Genomic DNA, 18,606 nt, shown 5'->3' with positions numbered 1-18,606 from the left:
TGAGTGCCCACACAGATTGTCTTGTTATAAATTGTTAAAGAACAGTGCAAACTCACTTGTTTGCTGCTTCAGCGTTCTTTTAGAACCTTCCGAAGCGGGGTGCGTATAATACGCTGTTTGTTTTTGCTGTCAACGTTTTTTTTGAAATTTATTTTCTCAAACCGTTTGAGCAAATCACTTCACGTTTTGTCTCTAGACTCCCTTGAAGTGAGGCGCGCATTCTACGCTGTTTGTTTTCTTCGTCAACCTTTTTTTGAATTATTTTTCAAAGTCCGGATTGTCTGAAAACCGCTTGACACCTGGGCTTGAGGAGTTTTTAACCACTCATCATTTTGCCTTTCCTGCCGAAGCGGAGGCGCATTATAGAGAGTTCATTTACAGCGTCAACCCTTTTTTTAAAAGTTATCTGTTTTTTCTTAAATGTAGTACAGTGAGCGCTCAATTAGGTAATAAGTAATAGATAGATACACTATGATATGTGCTGCACAGCAATGCGTCTTTGTTCATGTCCCCAAAACCGGTGGTCAGAGTGTTGAACAGTTTTTCCTTGAGTTAAATGGCCTGACGCTGAAACAAAAGCAACAGCTTTTAATTTCCCGTAACGATGATCCGGCTAAAGGCCCCTCCCGTCTTGCTCATATGCGTGCCCATGAATATGTGGACTGCGGACATATGTCGCAGGATGATTATGACCGTTACTTCTCTTTTGCATTTGTCAGGAATCCCTGGAGTCGACTTGTCTCTGAGTATTTGCATAAGAAACTGGATAATAAGTACAGCTTTAAACAGTGGGTATTCGAAGCAATGCCTGAAGCTGATGACTTTAGTGATGCATACCGGCATGTTATTCCGCAAACAGATTACCTGGTAAATAGTCAGGGTGACGTCATCGTAGACTTTGTTGGTCGCTTCGAGAATCTGCAAAATGACTTTAATAAAGTATGTGAAAAGTTAAACATTGCTAACAGTACGCTGCCACATGCTAATTCAACGTCCAGCTTCCGTCGCTCGCTAGAGCGTAAGATTCGTCATCTGTTCATTAAAGAGAAGCGTATTAAGCAACACTATACTGCCTACTACGACAATGAAACCATTGATAAGGTCGCAACCTTGTATGCCAGCGACATTGCCATGTTTAATTACACGTTTGATGAGTAAATTATGACGACACTCAGTACTTATAAAGGTATCAGCCCTACCCTTGGTAATAAGGTATATATTGCTGACTCCTGCCGTTTGGTCGGTGACATTCGCATCGGGGCCGACAGCAGCATTTGGCATATGGTTGCAGCACGTGGCGATGTGAACCACATTGTTATTGGTGAGCGCACCAATGTGCAGGACGGTACCGTCCTCCATGTTACCCGCAAATCTGCATCCAACCCGGAAGGGTTCCCTCTCCTTATTGGCGACGATGTCACAATAGGCCATATGTGCATGCTGCATGGTTGTCAGCTTGGCAATCGTATCTTAGTGGGTATGGGCGCGATTATTATGGATGGCGCCGTCGTACAGGATGATGTCTTTATTGGCGCAGGCACACTTGTTCCGCCCAACAAGACACTGGAGAGTGGCTACCTGTATGTCGGTAATCCCATGGTGCAGAAGCGACCGCTATCTGATGGTGAGCGCGCTTTTCTCAAACAGTCCGCTATTAACTACGTGGAACTGAAAGACGAATACCTTCAAGAAGCCGGAGAGGAATAGTCTTACCGGCTTATTTCTGGGTTAATCAGGACGTCTTTTTTAATTCACGTAAATAATGTTCGACGTCCTGTGTTTCCGGTTGCTCACCAGTCCAGATAGTAAAAGCAGCAGCCGCTTGCTGAACGAGCATACCCAATCCATCAACCTGTGCCGTCGCACCGTTTTCTTTAGCAAACTCCATAAAGACGGTGGGCTCACTGCCGTACACCATGTCATAAGCAATATTGCAATGCTTAAACACAGATACCGGTACCTCAGGCAATGTGCCCTGTAAGCTGGCAGACGTTGAGTTAATTACCACCTCGTAGTCTGGAGCGAGTGATTCTGCAGTAATGGCTACGACACGGTCGCTACCACTGTCTTTTTCAATAATCTGCGCCTTACTTAGTGTACGGTTAAGAATGTGTAACGTCTTCACACCTGCTTCCAGTAGTGGCTGAACAACCCCTTTAGCCGCGCCACCCGCACCAAGCAACAACACATTGGCGCCATCGAGCTTCGCACCTTTTGCTGTGAGGTCAGTCACTAATCCAATTCCATCGGTATTGTAGGCGTGCAGCGTACCGCTTTCATCACGCTTCAGGGTATTTGCTGCTTTTGCCATGTCAGCAGCGGCATTGCGATAATCGGCCAGCGAAAAAGCCTCTTCTTTAAAGGGCATAGTTACATTACAGCCAACGCCGCCATCTTCAAAAAAAGACTCAAGTGAAGCAGCAAACCCGTCTACCGGCGCGAGTATTTTAGTGTACTCTAGTTCGATGCCGCAGGATTTTGCAAACATCGCATGAATAGTTGGTGATAAACTCTGGGCAATTGGATTTCCAAAAACGGCGTATTTTTTCATGGGATTGTTATCTAAATTAGGAATGGGCAAGAAATCGACTGCCAACTCTACTGATGTTGTTACCCCCTATCAAGCAATAGGCGGTGAAAAAGTAGCGCATGCCATTGCCAACCGCTTTTATGACATCATGGAAACCGATCCGATTGCAGCAGAGCTGCTTGCGATCCACCCGCAACCGCTGGACAGAATAAGGCATGTCTTTGGCCTTTACCTGACTATGTGGCTCGGCGGCCCAAATGAGTACGAACAACAACGCGGCCACCCGCGCTTGCGTGCTCGCCACCTGCCTTTTACGGTAACCCCTGCATTAAAAGTACAGTGGATGTACTGCATAAAGAAAGCCATGTATGAAAATGTATCGGATATCGCTTTGGCAAATCAATTGTTAGCGGCTTTGGACCAGCTTGCTGATCACATGGTTAACACCGAGGCATAAAAAAAGCCCTTCCGAAGAAGGGCAACAGGCAGTGCAAAAACACAAGGTGAAACCGATAAACGCGTTTATTAGAATTTGTAACCCAAAGACAGGGTATAGACGAACGGATCGATATCCACATCAACGCTGCCTTTTACATCCGCAACCGTAAACGTGGCGGTTGTATCGATGGCAATGTAGCGCGCTGACGCATTGATTAACCATTTGTCGTCAATTTGGTAGTCGAAACCCAATTGTGCTGACAGACCAAATGATGAATCCAGCGATAAGTCCTGAAAGGTTTGGTCTTCACGTGCATTGGTAAATTCTTCATCGAAGAAAATAGTGTAGTTAACACCCACCCCGACATAAGGTGTTAAGGCACTTTGTGTATCGAAGAAATAGACCGCGCTAACGGTAGGCGGTAGGTGCGTCACTTCAGCCAGTTTGCCATCACCCAGGCCAAGGCCATTGTCGGCAGTATCGATCAGCGTAACATCATGGGTAAACGGGGTTGCAGCAAGTACTTCAACACCCCAGTTTGAATTCAGCATGTACACTAAGTTCAGGCCTATCTGGGTATTAGAGTCGACTTCCACGCCCATTCCCACATTACCGCCTAACGCATCGACATTGACGTTGCTGGAGTCATCATTAGGCGCCACGGTAGTCAGACCGGCACGTACCAGAATATCGCCTGCTTCATAGGCAAACGCAGAAGGCGCTGAGATTAACGCGGCCAGTACCATTGTGGCTAAGGTTGATTTTTTCATTGTACTTTCTCACTTGTTTTAACTTGATGAGGCGTACTTTACGCTTCACCAAAATCAAAATGTTGATCTAAAACAAGTTTGAAAATACGTTTTAGTATCAGTGATTTCGAGTTGATCTGTATCAACCCGAATCACCGAACAGGGTTGATTTTACCAGTCGATGGGTTTCAACCAATTCTGCAGTTTTGCTTCAGGAGAGCCCGCTGGCGCTTCGTAGCAATATTCCCATCGGGCTAAAGGTGGCATGGACATTAGGATAGATTCGGTGCGACCACCGGTTTGCAATCCAAATAAGGTTCCGCGGTCAAACACCAGATTAAATTCTACGTAACGTCCGCGACGATATAGCTGGAACTGACGTTCGCGTTCTCCGTAAGGCATGGCCTTGCGCTTTTCTACAATCGGTACGTACGCGTCAAGATAGCCGTTACCCACAGCTTGCATAAAGGTAAAGCACTTCTCGAATTCCCAGTGGTTAAGGTCATCAAAGAACAGGCCGCCTACGCCTCGCGTTTCATTGCGGTGTTTCAGAAAGAAGTAATCATCACACCATTTTTTATATTCCGGGTAGACCTGATCGCCAAATGGCTGACAGAGGTTCTTTGCCACCTGATGCCAATGCTGGACATCTTCTTTGAACGGGTAGAAAGGCGTGAGATCAAAGCCTCCACCAAACCACCAGATAGGCGCTTCGCCGGGTTTATCGGCAATAAAGAACCGGACATTCGCGTGCGAGGTAGGAATATAAGGATTATGCGGATGGATGACTAACGACACGCCCATGGCCTGAAAGCTCCGGCCGGCCAACTCAGGACGCGATGCGGTTGCAGAAGCAGGCATTTGAGTGCCAAACACGTGAGAAAAGTTTACCCCGCCCTGCTCTATAACAGCGCCGTGGCGCATAACGCGGGAACGGCCACCGCCGCCTTCTTCGCGCTCCCAGCTGTCCTCAATGAATTGCCCCTTGCCATCAGCCAGTTCAAGCGTATGACAAATATTGTCTTGTAGCGCGAGTAGAAATTGCTTTACTGACGCAATAACAGACTCTGTGTTAATGGCTTCATTTTGCATTAGGCATTCCGGATAATGGCGCCGGTCATGGCGTCTTTGATCATAGAGGGTTGTGCAGCCCCGCCCACTTCTGAAGGCACGTAATGTACACTGTTTCCGAAGTATGCTTTGGCTTGTTCGATTGTGCGTGCGGGTTCGTCGCCACTTGGATTAGCGCTGGTAGAGACTATAGGTCCATTGAGTTTATCGCACAGGGCTTTTACCCCTTCGTGTGCAGACACGCGCACTGCGATTTTGTCGTGCTCACCGGTTACCCACTGTGGTGCGGTAGCAGACTTTGGCAATAGCCAAGTTACCGGCCCCGGCCAACAGGAAAATATAGCAAAGCGGCGGTCCTGTGGGATCGCGTTATCATCAACAAAAGGTAATAGCTGCGAATAATTGCTGGCCACCAGAATAAGCCCTTTTTCTACCGGGCGTTGCTTAATGGCGAGCAGTTTTTTCACGGCAGCTTCATTATTGGGATCACAACCAATGCCCATCACTGCTTCTGTTGCGTAAATTAATAATTCGCCTTGTTCAAACGCTGAGACATCAGGATCCACTGGGGTCGACACCTGATTCATATCACCACCTCTAATCTTCGCGTTGTTGTTTGAATCCACACAGGGGCTGTGGGCAAACCAACTGCCCCTTTTTGTCTACCATAATTGCCCAGCCGCATGCCGGACAGGGTTCTGGTACGGGGGCGAAATTTACCACATATCGGCATTGAGGATAACGATTACAGGCAAAAAACCGTTTGCCGTATTTATTGGTTCGGTCGATTAAATGACCTTCTTTGCATTTAGGACAGTCTACCAGCGTATCCTGCTGGGCTTTGGTCCCTTCAATATGATGGCACTCAGGAAAGTTTGTGCAGCCAATAAACATGCCGTAACGGCCTTTTTTAATGGCCATGGTAGAACCACATTCCGGGCAATGACTGTCTTCAATGACTTTTAAAACGGTGGTTTGTGTGTCGTGCAGAGGCTTGGCGTAGTGGCATTCAGGATAGCCACTACACCCAATAAACGGGCCATTCTTACTATTTCGAACGTGCAGATCTTTTCCGCAGTCCGGACATTGGCCGTACTGTTGTTCCAGTGCGTGTTCGTGCGCACTGAATAACGAATGATCAATTTTCGACACGGCGTCTCAACACTTAACCCTGAATGGAATTAGTGCAGTATACCGTCATACTCTTCGAATAACAGATCTTCCATTTGCGCGTAGGCATTTTCTTTGCCTGGCACATTAAACAATACCATGAGGACTACCCATTTGAGATCTTCCAAACAGAACTCGACAGAGTCGATTTCCATAACGCGGTCGATTACCATTTCCCGGGTAGACGCGTCAAGTACACCCACCTGCTCAAGGAATAACAAGAATCCCTGGCACTCTGTGTCTAAACGCATTTGTTCCTGTTGGGTATAAATGCGGCTCAAGCCACTGCTTATCCCTTTACAGAAATAGGGGTTAATATCGGTTTCCTGCAGCGCAGCCAGTTTTTCCAGCCATGCCAGTGCTTTGTAGATTTCATCATGATGGAATCCCGCCCGAATGAGCTCATCGGTGAGTTCATCCTGATCGACGCGAATTTCCGTCTCACTGTGGACGAAGTTCTCGAACAGATACATGAGGATATCGAACATTATATTTTCCCCCTCAAGTTGATGTAGCAACCAGACAGTTACTACGATAACCTCGCAACTTATGTTCACTACGCGGCCTGCTTAGCGAATAGGCCACAGCGTTGCGTTCGGCATTAACACTATTAAGCATAGTGCTTAATCTCAACTTATCTAAAATTTCTGTCGCTGCCAAGCATTCCGGGTGATTTTTTTTCATTAAATGATGTCTTTGAATGTGTTTAATGCACTTTGGTTAAATTACCGTCAAACGCCGCGCTGTTTACGCTTAGCTAACACGTACATAGCCACCAGGCACCGCAGAGACTTTGCCGACCAATTCATACTCGAGCATATCAGCCATAACCTGAGAGACAGACAATCCCGAACGCGCAGCCAGGTCATCCACGCTGGTGAACTCCGTATCGACATGAGCAAGCAGGCCACTTGCTGACTCAAACGCCAGCCCCTGCTGCCTTGCAGCCTCTTCATAACAAGCGTCAGCCAGCTCTATACCAAGCTCCTCCAGCATATCGGCTACGCACGTCGTTAGCTTTGCGCCCTGCTGAATCAGGTAATGTGGCCCTTCAGTGAGCGGATGCTTGATGTTCCCGGGTATCGCAAATACCTCTTTGCCCGCATCAGCTGCCAGGTTGGCCGTGATCATAGAACCACTCTTTATTTTCGCTTCTACTACCAGCACGCCATCAGACAGGGCAGCAATTATGCGGTTTCTTCGCGGGAAATGATAAGGCCTGGGGCTAACCCCGGGCGCGAATTCACTCACCAGGCAGCCTCCGTTATCCACCAACTGTCTGGCGAGTTTGGCATGACTTTTAGGGTGAATGTGCTGAAGCCCCGCGCCCATTACAGCAAGTGTATTTCCCGGTGTAGCACAGGCGCCTTTATGCGCAGCGCCGTCTATTCCTAACGCGAGACCACTGGTAACGGTTAATCCAACAGAACCCAATTCAGCAGCGAAGTCCCTCGCAAGTCCAACGCCTTGCAGAGTTGCTTTGCGACTACCCACAATGGCAATTTGGCGTTGACGCAGTAACGCCGCATTGCCCTCACAGTACAATACCAGTGGCGGCGATGTCAGTTGCCTGAGACTCTCAGGATAATTCGCGTTTTCTATATCAATAATGACGCGACTGTCCGGCGGAGAATACCAACTTACGGCCTGAGTAACCTCCTTGCGATCCAGCTTGAAGGCTGTACAGTCGGGTTCCGTTAAGCCCGTATCCAGCAGCGCCTGACGTGGTAAATTGAATGCCTCTTCCACACTAAACTGATTGTGTGTCAGCCATGTTAACCAGAATTCAGGAGAGCGCTTTTCAAACAAGCTTAACGACAGCCAGCGCAAGCAAGAGTCAGAGATGGTGGTGTGTTGCATGAACGCTCCCGGTTGTTCCCGGGAGCCACTTATTCACTAGGGTTGAGCGACAATATTCCCGGTTTTTACAATGTCGGCAGCACGTGTAATGATGCCGTAACTGGCATGCGTAAACGTACTGAAAATAATTAACTCACCCACTTTCAGCGCAGGCTGCTCAACGGTAGAGCCATCATCAAACGTACTCATAACCACTTTGCTTTCGCTAAGGTACTTAGGCTCATCGCCATCGATAATGGTCGGCCCCTGCTGGTAAATCCCCATCACGGTACCCGGCTCGATGTCCTCTTCGCCTAAATCAACAATCACCACATCGTACTTGCCCAACAACTGATGCTGGTGAAGGTTGCCCACTATAAAACCGCGCTGGGATTTGCTGGCGGCCTGCAGTGTCATATCACCTGCGGTTTTTGGCTCGCCGTACAAGAGCTTGTCACCGCGTTTGGCTTCCGAGTTGGCATCTTCGATTTTCACCAGCCATTCTCCGGCTGCGCGATCTTCTACCATGGTAGCGTCGGCGATATGGTGCACCTGTACCCCGAGCGTATTGCCGTCGAGGTCTTCGATCTTAGATTGTTTACGAATTACCCGATACTGATCTCTGGCACGGCCGCTGCGCCGGCTCATCACCAAATCATCATCAACAAACCGCATAGAGGCGTTTTTGTCGCCCAACAGGTGCGGCAGGATCTTGTACTTGCCCGGGTCGAGGATTTCATGATGTTGAATATAAGGCTCAATTACCGACCAGGGTAATAAGCTAATGGGAGAAGGTTTAGTTGCGCGGGCAACATTGGGCGACAGTGTAATGCGAGGCTTGTCTCTTACCACTTCCATCACGGGTTCACCGTCAACGTAACGCAATACCAATACGTCCCCGGGATAAATCAGGTGCGGGTTCATAATTTGTGTGTTGTTGCGCCACAATTCCGGCCACAGCCAGGGCTTGTCTAAAAACAACCGGGCAATGTCCCACAGGGTGTCATTTTTCTTTACTGTGTAGGTAGTTGGCGCGTTGTCTTTCACATCTAACGCCATCGCCGTACCGGCAATACACCACAGTAAACTCGCAGTGAATATCGCGATCAGCGTTTTCGATTTATTTACCATTGTTCATCCTCGCCCTGCTCAGGGTGGCTGCACTACCTTGTATTATTAGATCATAATCCCCAATTATTCAGTAGTGTAATGATTATATACTGCATGAAAACCTGCTTTAGGCTAGAATAAAGGCAGTTAGCACCTTGTAAATAGTCCTATCGGACGGTGCGTATATTTCTTAATACAGAATAGAGTGTAAATAGCGACAGATGGCAATTTTAGACGTTTTACGATTCCCCGACGAAAGACTTCGCACCGTGGCCAAGCCCATTGCAGAAGTAAATGCTGAGGTTAAACAGTTAATCGCCGATATGTTCGAAACCATGCGTGACGAACAGGGCATTGGCTTGGCAGCAACACAAGTTGACCGCCACGTACGTCTGGTTGTTATGGATGTCTCCGAAGAACAAAATGAACCCCGGGTATTCATTAACCCCGAGATCATTGCCAAAGAAGGCTCAACCATCAGCGAAGAAGGCTGCTTGTCGGTACCCGGCAATTACGCCAAAGTAGATCGCGCTGAAAAGGTCACGGTAAAAGCCCTTGACGGCGAAGGTGTTGAATTTGAATTGGAAGCTGAAGGCTTACTGGCTATCTGTATCCAACACGAACTCGACCACCTGCAAGGTAAACTGTTTGTCGATTACCTGTCTCCTCTGAAGCGTCAGCGTATTCGCAAAAAACTGGAGAAAGATGCACGCCTGGCAGCAAAGGCATAAGCGCATCCCCTATGACTACTCCATTACGTATTATTTTTGCAGGTACCCCTGAATTTGCCGCCGATCACCTGGCGGCTTTGTTGTCCAGCCAACACGATGTGATAGCCGTTTACACGCAGCCCGACCGACCCGCCGGACGCGGTAAGAAGCTCATGCCCAGTGCCACTAAACAACTGGCTGTGGAACACGATATCCCCGTGTATCAGCCTGAAAGTCTGAAAACTGAAGACGCACAACAGCAATTGGCTGAGCTGAACGCCGATATTATGGTGGTAGTCGCTTACGGTCTGCTGTTACCCAAAGTCGTGCTGGATACACCGAGACTCGGTTGTATTAACGTGCACGGCTCAATATTGCCACGCTGGCGCGGTGCGGCCCCTATACAACGCAGTATCTGGGCAGGCGATAAAGAAACCGGCGTAACCATTATGCAAATGGATGTTGGTCTGGATACGGGCGACATGCTGCATATTGAAACCCTGCCCATCGAAGCAGATGACACCAGTGCCAGTCTTTACAGCAAACTCGCCAGCATTGGCCCGACAGCGTTGGTTCACACACTAAACAATATCACTGCGTTGTCGGCTACCGTGCAAGATGACGCTCAGGCAACTTATGCGAAAAAGCTGTCCAAAGAAGAAGCCTTTATGGATTGGCAACAAAGTGCTGAACAATTAGCCCGCAACATTCGCGCATTTAACCCGTGGCCGGTGTGCTGGACGCAGGTAGGCGACAAACAAATCAAGGTATGGCAAGGTCAGATAGCCCAGGATAGTACCGGCAAAGCCGCACCAGGCACCATACTGCGAGCCGATAAACAGGGCATAGTCATTGCCACCAGCAATGGCGCACTTTGTCTCACACAAATACAAATACCAGGTAAAAAGCCTATGGCCGTGCAGGATGTCTTAAACGGACGTCAGGACTGGTTCGAAGTAGGCACCGTACTGCCCTGCCAACCCGAGTAACGATCATGAAATTACCGCCTTATGCCAACCTCAGAGCAGACACTGCCTGGGTCATTTACAGTGTGCTTGAACTGGGCAAATCATCCCGGGACTGCCTGGCCAAAGCGCAGGCCAGACATAGCAAACAAGACAGCGCTTGGTTACAGGAAATGGCCATGGGTGTGTTCCGCCATGTGCCCCAATTACAAATTTGGCTGCGCCAGTTGTTAGACCAACCACTGAAAGGCAACAAGAAGATTCTGGAGCACCTGTTGCTGCTTGGGTTTTACCAGCAAGCATACAGTCGCGTCTCTGATCACGCAGCGGTATCTGCCACTGTAGACGCCGCTGAAGTGCTCGGCGGGATGCGGTTAAAAGGGCTGATCAACGCGGTACTGCGTAATTTTCAGCGTCAGGGATTAGCAGAGCAAACCAGTAGCGACCCGATTGTTGCATCCGGCCTGCCCAAATGGATCTACAAACGCATTGCAGCTGCCTACCCGGACCAGTTGACTGATATCGTTGATGCCATGAATAAACCGGCTCCGGTGTGGCTCCGCGTTAACACGCGCCAGTGTAGCCACGAAAAATACTGCAAAGCACTCACCGATGCTGGTATTCACTTTGAACTGAGTGAACAGCACCCGGATGCAGTTATTCTGTTGGACCGTTTACCGATCACCACACTACCTGGCTATCCACAAGGATGGTTTAGCGTGCAGGATGGCGCCGCGCAGTTAGCTGCGCCACTGTTAGCGCCAGAGGCAAATGAACGAGTGCTCGACTGCTGTGCTGCACCGGGGGGCAAAACAGCTCACCTGCTTGAAAAGCAGCCGGCAATGGCAACCTGCATTGCGCTGGATTCAGAGTCACTGCGTCTTGAACGCCTGAACGAAAACTTAGACCGCCTGCAACTGGAGGCGGAAGTCATTTGCGCTGATGCGAGCGACCCCGACAGCTGGTGGGATGGTAATCAGTTCGACCGTATCCTGTTAGATGCCCCCTGCTCTGCAACGGGTGTTATTCGTAGACATCCTGATATTCGCTGGTTGCGAAAGCCAGCAGATATAGAAGCACTACAAGCCCTTCAGCAACGTATTCTTGATGCTCTTTGGCCGACATTAAAGCCCGGCGGTACGCTGCTGTACGCAACCTGTTCTATTCTGCCCGACGAAAACAGCGTACAAATACAACAATTTCTGGCACGCCAGCAGGATGCGACTTTAGCCCCCGTTTCCGACAGCGAAACTAACGACCAGCCGGGCAGACAAATTTTACCCGGTGAGCAACAAATGGATGGTTTCTATTATGCGAGACTGCTAAAGTCCGTATAACCAAGCATAAAACAGCCTTTTAATAACGACGATGAAAATAATCATCCTTGGCGCCGGACAGGTTGGCGGAACCCTTGCCGAAAACCTGGTTGGCGAAAAAAATGAGATCACCGTAATTGATTCAGATCCCACTATTCTGCGCGCATTGCAGGACAGGTTAGATCTTCAGGTAGTTACGGGCGTGGGCTCTCATCCCGACGTGTTAAAAAAGGCAGGCGCCGAAGACGCTGACATGTTGATTGCAGTAACCAACAGTGACGAAAGTAACATGCTCGCCTGTCAGGTTGCCTACAGCTTGTTTAAAACCCCTACCAAAATCGCCCGGGTCCGCTCTGAGCAATACATCATTTATCAGGAGCAGTTGTACAAACAACAGGATATCCCGGTTGATCACATCATCGCGCCCGAACAATTAGTTACCCAGGCCATTAAGCGTCTAATTGACTATCCTGGTGCGTTACAGGTGGTGGAATTTGCCGACGGCAAAGCGAGCCTGGTAGCGGTAAAAGCCTATTACGGTGGCTTGCTAGTTGGTCATGCCCTGTCTGCGTTAAAAGAGCACATGCCAAACGTGGAAACACGGGTTGCGGCTATTTATCGTCGTGGGCGCCCTATCCGGCCCTTAGGCACCACGGTTATCGAAGCGGACGATGAAGTATTCTTTATTGCCGCGACCAAGCATATCCGTGCAGTGATGAGCGAACTGCAAAAGCTGGAGTCCAGCTACAAGCGCATAATGATTGCCGGAGGTGGTTTAATTGGTGCCGGTCTGGCGAAGCGCCTGGAACACAACCACAACGTCAAACTCATCGAGTACAGTCAGGAACGGGCACAGTATTTGTCTGCACACTTAGACAAGACTATTGTATTTTGTGGTGATGCCTCTGACTCAGAGCTCTTGAGCGAAGAAGGCGTTGAGCAAGTCGATGCTTTTATTGCGGTAACCAATGACGACGAAGCAAACATCATGTCTGCCATGCTGGCTAAGCGTATGGGAGCGCAAAAAGCCATGGTGCTTATTCAGCGCAGTGCTTACGTCGATTTAGTCCAGGGCGGTGAAATCGACATTGCCTTTTCCCCGCAGCAAGCCACTATTTCAGCCTTGCTTACTCACGTCCGTCGCGGCGATATAGTTAATGTGTACTCACTTCGACGTGGGGCCGCAGAAGCTATAGAGGCGATCGCCCATGGTGATGAAAACACCTCTAAGGTAGTCGGCCGCCAAATCGGCGAGATTAAGCTCCCGCCGGGCACCACTATCGGGGCTGTTGTGCGCGAAGATCAGGTGATCATTGCACACAGTGATACCGTTATTGAAGCCAACGACCACGTGATCCTGTTTCTGGTCGATAAAAAATACATCAACGACGTTGAAAAACTGTTCCAGCCCAGCGCGTTCTTTTTCGGCTAAGGTTACTGCAGCCACCATGTCCAGAGGTGCGAGAGTATCTCGCCACGATGCGACAAAACACAGAAAAATCTTCTTTTGATCTCCATTGGCGTGTGCTAATTTAGACTAAATGTTCAAAAAACACTCAGCTTTGATACGGGCAGTATAGGAAGTACGCAGCAAAGTTAGGTGAGTACATCGCATGCAGGGAAGTCAATGGCAGATGTAGCAGACGATTCGCACGAGGAGCAGGTAGAGGCTTCTCGTCGCGCCACTATCTATCGGGTTATCGTGAGTGTCACACTTACGCTCATTTCTATTGGCCAATTTAACGATACCAAAGAACTCGTATTAGCCACCTACGAAGATATTCAGGCCAACTTTACGCATCACGTTGAATATGAACGCCTGTCGCTGCTGAATATTGGCCGCACCATTCCTTACATCGAAAATCAATTTGGTCCGCCGGAAGTCATCAAACGTTCGAAGGTTGATCCGGAAGTCAGCTTTCAGTACTACAGTATTGAGAAAGCAATCGTTACGCTCTTCAACCACCACGAGCGGGTTGCCGGCTTCGTTGTTATACCGATTGCCAGTGACTTTTACCCTGAACAACCTTATGCCCCCTTTAGCATGGATACCAGTCCACTATCGGCCATCAACAGTGGCGATGGCGGATTCTATTTAGACGCCAACAATCTGGTGTACTACGCCGAATCCGAAGATCTCGGGAAGCAATTCTTATTTTTACAACGCGTTACCGGTTTTGTTGAATACGGTGGCCTTGAACGCACGCTCAACGGCACCGTTATTGAACCGGCCACAACCATCGAAGACATTGACGTATTGAATGACTTGTTGGTAGCAGGACTGGAAGAAGAGCTGGTAGACACCATCCTGCTATTCAGAGCATCGCAAACCGCTAACTTTTATGGTTACACCGAGCTGGATCCCGCACTGGTCACAGAATCGCTATTGACCCGCATTGAATTTGACACGTACTTTGGAGGGATTTATGACTAACCTTCAGCGCATTCTGATTTGCTTGTTGTTGTGTTGCGAGGCTGCTCACGCCGAGTTGCCAGAATGGATTTTATTTCCGCCTTCAAGTGACACAGCCCTGTTTGCTATAGGCGAAGGCACTACCCTTCAACAAGCTAACGATGTTGCACTAAAAAACATACTGGGTCAGCTCAGAACCCATATCAGCGGTGGATTCAGTCAGCGTCAGAGCCTGGTTAACGATGCCTTTGCAGAATATATCAACCAGTCCGTATCCAGCTCTATTGAATCCCTGCCAATCAGCCAGTACAACAAACTGAAAAATCACCAGGAAGGCGACACCTTTTTTTCTTTGGTGTCTGTCGATAAGAAGCAACTGGCAGATACATTTCGCAGCGAACTCACCAGTAACTTTTATCAGTTACAAAAATCGCTGAAAACCACCAACACAGCGGCTTCAAAACTAGAATGGTGGGTTGCCAACCGCGCTACGTTACTGGAACAGTTTGGTACCAATGTGCGGTATATCGAAATTCTTGATCTGCTGTCTCAGCCCACCAGCAAATATACCCAGCTACTCAATACAACCGAAGGTCAACTTGCAGACATTCAGCAATCCGTTTGTCTGTATGTCTTACCGCATGAAAACGAGAACCTTCGTTTAGCCTTCCGTCGACAGATTGTGGACATGGGGCTCAGCGCCGACAACGCTCAATGTGAATATACCCTGGCGCTGCAAGACCAACTCCAGCAAAGAGAGCTATTTGGTCAGCATGTTGCGAGCCTGGCTTTAGACATCAGGCTACAGCAGCGCAAACAGTCAATTGCCTCCGAGATCGTCAATGAAACCGGACGTTCTATGCAAAACAAAGGAAATGCCAGCATCGCTGCCTATCAGCGACTGATTGCAAAAATAGAAGCCGATAACGGCTCAATACTCACTAACTTGCTTACGCAGTAACCAAATGAAAGTAGGTATATTATGAAAACACCATTGAAACACGGACTTGTTATAGCTTCATTGTCTTCTGCGTTATTAGCAGGATGCATGAGCACGACGAAAGTCAGTAACCCAATAGAAATTATTACGAACGACAATTACATCGTGAATATTCCCGATGCTGAATTTGTACCGTCGAAGGCTGAGCTGATGGGCGGCAAAATGGCCGTTGTCGTGCTGCCGGTAAAAATCGATAGCAATGCCACATTCGAAACCGGCGCAGTTCGTCAAATATCATCCGAGTTAGAATCCGGACTGATAACGGCCGGCGCGGATATTGTTGATCGCAATCTGGCCAGCAAGCTGGGCGATGAAATTCTGGCCTATGAAGCGACAGGACAGTTTTCGGGGGCGGGCATAGACGTTGCGGATGTCGCCATCCTACCCGCCATCCACAATGTGGATATCGCAAAGCGTTTTTCAGCGGCTCGCAACTGGACTGATGATGACGGTGACCGCCACTACACCCCACCAAGCTGTTTTTATGAAGCGACGGTGTCAGGTAACGTGAAGTTCTTTGAATTGCCCGATCTCAACGAGACCGAAGCGCTGACCTTTAAAGGCACAGCGTCGAATACCATGTCGATCAATAACTCATCCTGTCCGGTGAGTCAGGATCTGGCCTACAGCCTTGCATCACAAGCGTCGGGTAATGGTGTTTACAACATATTGCCGGAGATACAGCAAAACTTTAGTCAAAGTGGCTTTGTGATTGAATACCGCAAACGCGACAACGAACACTTGGTGAACATTAATCTGGGTTCAAATCACAAGTTGAAACCGGGTCAAAAAATCAAATTTGCCCGCAAGGTGTCGCGCTACAACCGGTTAACAGAAAAAACCAAGATTTCTACTCTTCCTTATGACTTTACCGGCGTGGTGTCTGATCTGATTGAACCAGACAACGCCTGGGTAATTGTTGATGAAGAAGCAGAAACGCAACTGAAGTACGGCGATATAGCCAAAACGTATTTTGAGCAAACAATTTGGGACTCCATGACGAAGGGCGGCAATATCATGGACAACCTGAAAAACTCTTTTAACTAACCTGACTGTGTTTAAGGATTAACCATGAAAAAGCTTATTTTATTACTCCCTGTGTTGGCGGCGGTGACCGCTTGTGGATCTACCTCAAGCGGCATTTCTACCAAAAAGGAAACGCTATTAACACCTGACTGTGTGTATCAGGATGCGCCTGATAAAGCAGCGCCACTATGGATTTGTGGTGTACCCGTTGAAGGCTTTGCACTTTCTCAGGTTGGTTTCTCCGAGAAAAAACCCTCGGCTACCATGACAACAGCAGCAGCCACTGCCGATGCCCGTGCAAAGATGTCATCTTACTTTGCCACCATGGTGTCTGATCTGTTCTCTCAGTATCAGAAATCCATCGAAACCGAAGAGTCAGCAAAAAATATCATTGATACGGATATGGTGCGCGAAACCGTATCTTCAATGACGCTGTTCGGAACCCGTACCGTACGCACAATGACCAGCCCAAGTGGTGGTCAGTATGTGTTACTGGCCATGGATGAAATGACGTACAAAGCCAATCAGGAAAAAGTGTTCGCGGCGTTAAAAGATGCCGATGCTGAAATTAAGCAATTGTTTGAGAACGAACAGGCACGTGAACGCTTAATGTCAATGATAAAAGTGCAGTAAATCAACCAATTGGTGATGCTATGAAGACAGGGAAATCAAGTTTAATTAGGCAGTTACCTCTTTTTGCTGGTGCGTTTATCTGGTTGGCTTCGGTGTGGATCCCCACCGAAGCTCAGACCCCATTAACCGCTCAGCAGCAAGCATTTAAGGAACGTCGACAACAGGAGTTTGAGGCGTTCCAACTTCAACGTATGCAAAAGTTTGCGGCGTTTAAAGCAAAGCGCAATGCTGAGCTGGCGGCCTTTAGACAGCGCATACTAGAACAATGGGGTGAAGTCGACGTTAGTGATCAGGAGAAAATCGTAAATTACCCTGAGCCCGAGGTAAAAACCATAGTCGATTTTGAAAACAAAGAAATTGTCGTAAATGTCTTGCATGACGTTAACACCAAAGTAGAGAGTAGCCGGGTTGTTGCAGCCCTTGAAGCATTACAACACGTGACACCCGAAGATACCTCCGGGCAGGGCTTGGCGGTGAATATTCTGAAGGCGTATGCGGCAAATGATACCTTTGACGACCTGCCCGCTTTAGTTGATACGGCCAGTGTAGAAGTCAGTGAGCCGGCGATTACTGAAGAAGATCTCGCCAAGGAAAAAGCGTTGTTTGAACGTCAGCAACAGCAAGATACCATTGCGCTGGACATGATGGCAGACCGACTTTCTCAACCCTCCCCTGAAGTCTCAAAACTGCAGGGCAGACTGAATAAGATGACCGAGCGGACAGCGTCGATTTCCATTAATCAAATAAAGCGAAATCAAAGCAACCAGCCCGAGCAATTGAAGAATAAACGGATTACGCGGCTAACTATTTCTATCAAGCCCAAAGAGCTGGCCCAGCGCATTGAGGAAATCAAACCCTATGCCAAGCAATACGCCGATACATGGCAATTGCCCATGCCACTCATATTCGCGGTGATTCATACAGAAAGTAGTTTTAACCCCCTTGCCGTGTCACATATCCCGGCTTACGGGCTGATGCAGGTCGTGCCCTCATCCGCAGGTATCGACGTCAATGATTTCCTGCACAATCAGCGCGCCCCGCTGGAAAAAGAATACCTGTTTGTGTCTCAGCAAAACGTAGAGGCGGGCTCCGCCTACCTGCACATTTTAAACAGCCGGTACCTGCGAAAAATTGACGACCCCATGAGCCGCCTGTATTGTGCCATTGCCGCATACAATACCGGTGTGGGCAATGTTGCGAAAGCATTTAATAATGGTCAGTCCGGCGGTATGTCAGATGCCGTGGTGGCTAAGATTAATGCGATGAGCCCGGATGCCGTGTACGATTTCCTCAAGGTGAACTTGCCCTACGAGGAAACCAGGCGCTACCTGGTAAAAGTAAAATCCCGAATGGAAAAATATCAGAACATATAGAGGCTTGAGTTATGGGTCAGCGTCAATTTAAGCAGTGGTGCCTAGTGTCCTTATTAATGGTACCGGTGGTGTCGCCAGCAGCAACAACCGTAAGTGCCACCAATAAAGGAAGCAATGGCAACGTCAGTCAGCATGGCTCTTTTGTTATGCAAAAGCTGCTGGAAGACATGGGCCTGACACTAAAAAGTGAAGATAAAGAAGACGCGATAGAAGAGGAAAAGCGCAAGCCAGCGCCTATACCTGAACCACTTCCTGATCCCGA

At 48.5% G+C, this 18,606-nt stretch carries 21 protein-coding genes; 13 read left to right on the top strand and 8 right to left on the bottom strand.

Annotation, left to right across the window (positions count from 1 at the left end; translation table 11 throughout):
- Nucleotides 1-471 precede the first annotated feature (471 nt).
- The gene (locus AC4MRN_RS07915) at nt 472-1,158 is read left to right on the top strand and encodes a sulfotransferase family 2 domain-containing protein (protein ID WP_155013246.1); all 687 of its coding nucleotides are present in this window, start codon (nt 472-474) and stop codon (nt 1,156-1,158) included.
- Between the two features lie 3 nt (nt 1,159-1,161).
- Nucleotides 1,162-1,707, top strand: a complete 546-nt coding sequence (locus tag AC4MRN_RS07910; protein ID WP_073318533.1) for a gamma carbonic anhydrase family protein — start codon at nt 1,162-1,164, stop codon at nt 1,705-1,707.
- Nucleotides 1,708-1,732: 25 nt separating this feature from the next.
- Here the strand turns inward: AC4MRN_RS07910 and aroE are convergent, their stop codons facing one another.
- Nucleotides 1,733-2,551, bottom strand: a complete 819-nt coding sequence (gene aroE / locus AC4MRN_RS07905) for a shikimate dehydrogenase (RefSeq protein WP_491202957.1) — start codon at nt 2,549-2,551, stop codon at nt 1,733-1,735.
- Between aroE and AC4MRN_RS07900 the strand changes: the two genes are divergently transcribed.
- Complete coding sequence (locus AC4MRN_RS07900) at nt 2,550-2,987, top strand: group II truncated hemoglobin (protein ID WP_073318527.1); 438 nt, start codon at nt 2,550-2,552, stop codon at nt 2,985-2,987. The genes aroE and AC4MRN_RS07900 overlap by 2 nt on opposite strands.
- A 68-nt stretch (nt 2,988-3,055) precedes the next feature.
- On the opposite strand, the gene AC4MRN_RS07895 is transcribed toward AC4MRN_RS07900, so the two are convergent.
- The 7 genes from AC4MRN_RS07895 to AC4MRN_RS07865 form a co-directional block, all read right to left on the bottom strand.
- Nucleotides 3,056-3,739 (bottom strand): OmpW family outer membrane protein, encoded by a 684-nt coding sequence (locus AC4MRN_RS07895; RefSeq protein WP_491202956.1) that lies wholly within the window; start codon nt 3,737-3,739, stop codon nt 3,056-3,058.
- A 150-nt stretch (nt 3,740-3,889) separates the two neighbouring features.
- Nucleotides 3,890-4,810: an oxygen-dependent coproporphyrinogen oxidase gene (gene hemF / locus AC4MRN_RS07890; protein WP_491202955.1), complete on the bottom strand. Its 921-nt coding sequence runs from the start codon at nt 4,808-4,810 to the stop codon at nt 3,890-3,892.
- Entirely contained in the window at nt 4,810-5,376 is a 567-nt protein-coding gene (gene tsaC / locus AC4MRN_RS07885; protein WP_073318516.1) for an L-threonylcarbamoyladenylate synthase type 1 TsaC, read from the bottom strand. Before tsaC ends, hemF begins: the two co-directional genes overlap by 1 nt.
- Nucleotides 5,377-5,386: 10 nt before the next feature.
- Complete coding sequence (locus tag AC4MRN_RS07880) at nt 5,387-5,941, bottom strand: DNA topoisomerase family protein (protein WP_073318513.1); 555 nt, start codon at nt 5,939-5,941, stop codon at nt 5,387-5,389.
- Between the two features lie 29 nt (nt 5,942-5,970).
- The gene (locus tag AC4MRN_RS07875) at nt 5,971-6,447 is read right to left on the bottom strand and encodes a DUF494 family protein (RefSeq protein WP_073318510.1); all 477 of its coding nucleotides are present in this window, start codon (nt 6,445-6,447) and stop codon (nt 5,971-5,973) included.
- Nucleotides 6,448-6,712: 265 nt separating this feature from the next.
- Nucleotides 6,713-7,819 (bottom strand): DNA-processing protein DprA, encoded by a 1,107-nt coding sequence (gene dprA, locus AC4MRN_RS07870; protein WP_491202954.1) that lies wholly within the window; start codon nt 7,817-7,819, stop codon nt 6,713-6,715.
- Between the two features lie 36 nt (nt 7,820-7,855).
- On the bottom strand, nt 7,856-8,929 hold the full coding sequence (locus tag AC4MRN_RS07865; RefSeq protein ID WP_487964895.1) for a LysM peptidoglycan-binding domain-containing protein: 1,074 nt from the start codon (nt 8,927-8,929) through the stop codon (nt 7,856-7,858).
- A gap of 200 nt (nt 8,930-9,129) precedes the next feature.
- Between AC4MRN_RS07865 and def the strand changes: the two genes are divergently transcribed.
- The 10 genes from def to AC4MRN_RS07815 all read left to right on the top strand — a co-directional run.
- On the top strand, nt 9,130-9,639 hold the full coding sequence (gene def / locus AC4MRN_RS07860) for a peptide deformylase (RefSeq protein ID WP_073318501.1): 510 nt from the start codon (nt 9,130-9,132) through the stop codon (nt 9,637-9,639).
- Between the two features lie 11 nt (nt 9,640-9,650).
- Nucleotides 9,651-10,607 (top strand): methionyl-tRNA formyltransferase, encoded by a 957-nt coding sequence (gene fmt, locus AC4MRN_RS07855; protein ID WP_491202953.1) that lies wholly within the window; start codon nt 9,651-9,653, stop codon nt 10,605-10,607.
- Nucleotides 10,608-10,612: 5 nt separating this feature from the next.
- A complete protein-coding gene (rsmB, locus tag AC4MRN_RS07850) occupies nt 10,613-11,920 on the top strand; it encodes a 16S rRNA (cytosine(967)-C(5))-methyltransferase RsmB (RefSeq protein WP_491202952.1) in 1,308 nt (435 codons plus the stop codon).
- Between the two features lie 31 nt (nt 11,921-11,951).
- Nucleotides 11,952-13,331, top strand: a complete 1,380-nt coding sequence (trkA, locus tag AC4MRN_RS07845; protein WP_073318491.1) for a Trk system potassium transporter TrkA — start codon at nt 11,952-11,954, stop codon at nt 13,329-13,331.
- 195 nt (nt 13,332-13,526) lie between these two features.
- Nucleotides 13,527-14,333: an ETEC_3214 domain-containing protein gene (locus AC4MRN_RS07840; RefSeq protein WP_491202951.1), complete on the top strand. Its 807-nt coding sequence runs from the start codon at nt 13,527-13,529 to the stop codon at nt 14,331-14,333.
- The gene (locus AC4MRN_RS07835) at nt 14,326-15,273 is read left to right on the top strand and encodes an LPP20 family lipoprotein (protein WP_255051389.1); all 948 of its coding nucleotides are present in this window, start codon (nt 14,326-14,328) and stop codon (nt 15,271-15,273) included. Before AC4MRN_RS07840 ends, AC4MRN_RS07835 begins: the two co-directional genes overlap by 8 nt.
- 87 nt (nt 15,274-15,360) lie before the next feature.
- Nucleotides 15,361-16,359, top strand: coding sequence for a hypothetical protein (locus AC4MRN_RS07830; protein ID WP_073318482.1), 999 nt, complete (start codon nt 15,361-15,363; stop codon nt 16,357-16,359).
- 24 nt (nt 16,360-16,383) lie between these two features.
- On the top strand, nt 16,384-16,971 hold the full coding sequence (locus tag AC4MRN_RS07825; RefSeq protein ID WP_073318479.1) for an LPP20 family lipoprotein: 588 nt from the start codon (nt 16,384-16,386) through the stop codon (nt 16,969-16,971).
- 20 nt (nt 16,972-16,991) lie between these two features.
- On the top strand, nt 16,992-18,344 hold the full coding sequence (locus AC4MRN_RS07820; RefSeq protein ID WP_490402710.1) for a transglycosylase SLT domain-containing protein: 1,353 nt from the start codon (nt 16,992-16,994) through the stop codon (nt 18,342-18,344).
- Nucleotides 18,345-18,388: 44 nt separating this feature from the next.
- The coding region (locus tag AC4MRN_RS07815; RefSeq protein WP_491202950.1) for a hypothetical protein at nt 18,389-18,606 on the top strand (218 nt) is incomplete at its 3' end.

It is taken from the genome of Marisediminitalea sp. (assembly GCF_984433645.1).
The sequence above is the reverse complement of the archived record's forward strand: the minus strand, read 5'-3'. Positions and strand labels throughout refer to the sequence as shown.

Coding starts and splice junctions, on each gene's coding strand:
- hemF (WP_491202955.1), bottom strand. CDS start 4,810: ATGCAAAATGAAGCCATTAACACAGAGTCTGTTATTGCGTCAGTAAAG.
- AC4MRN_RS07825 (WP_073318479.1), top strand. CDS start 16,384: ATGAAAAAGCTTATTTTATTACTCCCTGTGTTGGCGGCGGTGACCGCT.
- AC4MRN_RS07910 (WP_073318533.1), top strand. CDS start 1,162: ATGACGACACTCAGTACTTATAAAGGTATCAGCCCTACCCTTGGTAAT.
- AC4MRN_RS07835 (WP_255051389.1), top strand. CDS start 14,326: ATGACTAACCTTCAGCGCATTCTGATTTGCTTGTTGTTGTGTTGCGAG.
- def (WP_073318501.1), top strand. CDS start 9,130: ATGGCAATTTTAGACGTTTTACGATTCCCCGACGAAAGACTTCGCACC.
- rsmB (WP_491202952.1), top strand. CDS start 10,613: ATGAAATTACCGCCTTATGCCAACCTCAGAGCAGACACTGCCTGGGTC.
- AC4MRN_RS07895 (WP_491202956.1), bottom strand. CDS start 3,739: ATGAAAAAATCAACCTTAGCCACAATGGTACTGGCCGCGTTAATCTCA.
- AC4MRN_RS07820 (WP_490402710.1), top strand. CDS start 16,992: ATGAAGACAGGGAAATCAAGTTTAATTAGGCAGTTACCTCTTTTTGCT.
- AC4MRN_RS07865 (WP_487964895.1), bottom strand. CDS start 8,929: ATGGTAAATAAATCGAAAACGCTGATCGCGATATTCACTGCGAGTTTA.
- tsaC (WP_073318516.1), bottom strand. CDS start 5,376: ATGAATCAGGTGTCGACCCCAGTGGATCCTGATGTCTCAGCGTTTGAA.
- fmt (WP_491202953.1), top strand. CDS start 9,651: ATGACTACTCCATTACGTATTATTTTTGCAGGTACCCCTGAATTTGCC.
- AC4MRN_RS07915 (WP_155013246.1), top strand. CDS start 472: ATGATATGTGCTGCACAGCAATGCGTCTTTGTTCATGTCCCCAAAACC.
- aroE (WP_491202957.1), bottom strand. CDS start 2,551: ATGAAAAAATACGCCGTTTTTGGAAATCCAATTGCCCAGAGTTTATCA.
- dprA (WP_491202954.1), bottom strand. CDS start 7,819: ATGCAACACACCACCATCTCTGACTCTTGCTTGCGCTGGCTGTCGTTA.
- AC4MRN_RS07840 (WP_491202951.1), top strand. CDS start 13,527: ATGGCAGATGTAGCAGACGATTCGCACGAGGAGCAGGTAGAGGCTTCT.
- AC4MRN_RS07875 (WP_073318510.1), bottom strand. CDS start 6,447: ATGTTCGATATCCTCATGTATCTGTTCGAGAACTTCGTCCACAGTGAG.
- AC4MRN_RS07900 (WP_073318527.1), top strand. CDS start 2,550: ATGGGATTGTTATCTAAATTAGGAATGGGCAAGAAATCGACTGCCAAC.
- trkA (WP_073318491.1), top strand. CDS start 11,952: ATGAAAATAATCATCCTTGGCGCCGGACAGGTTGGCGGAACCCTTGCC.
- AC4MRN_RS07830 (WP_073318482.1), top strand. CDS start 15,361: ATGAGCACGACGAAAGTCAGTAACCCAATAGAAATTATTACGAACGAC.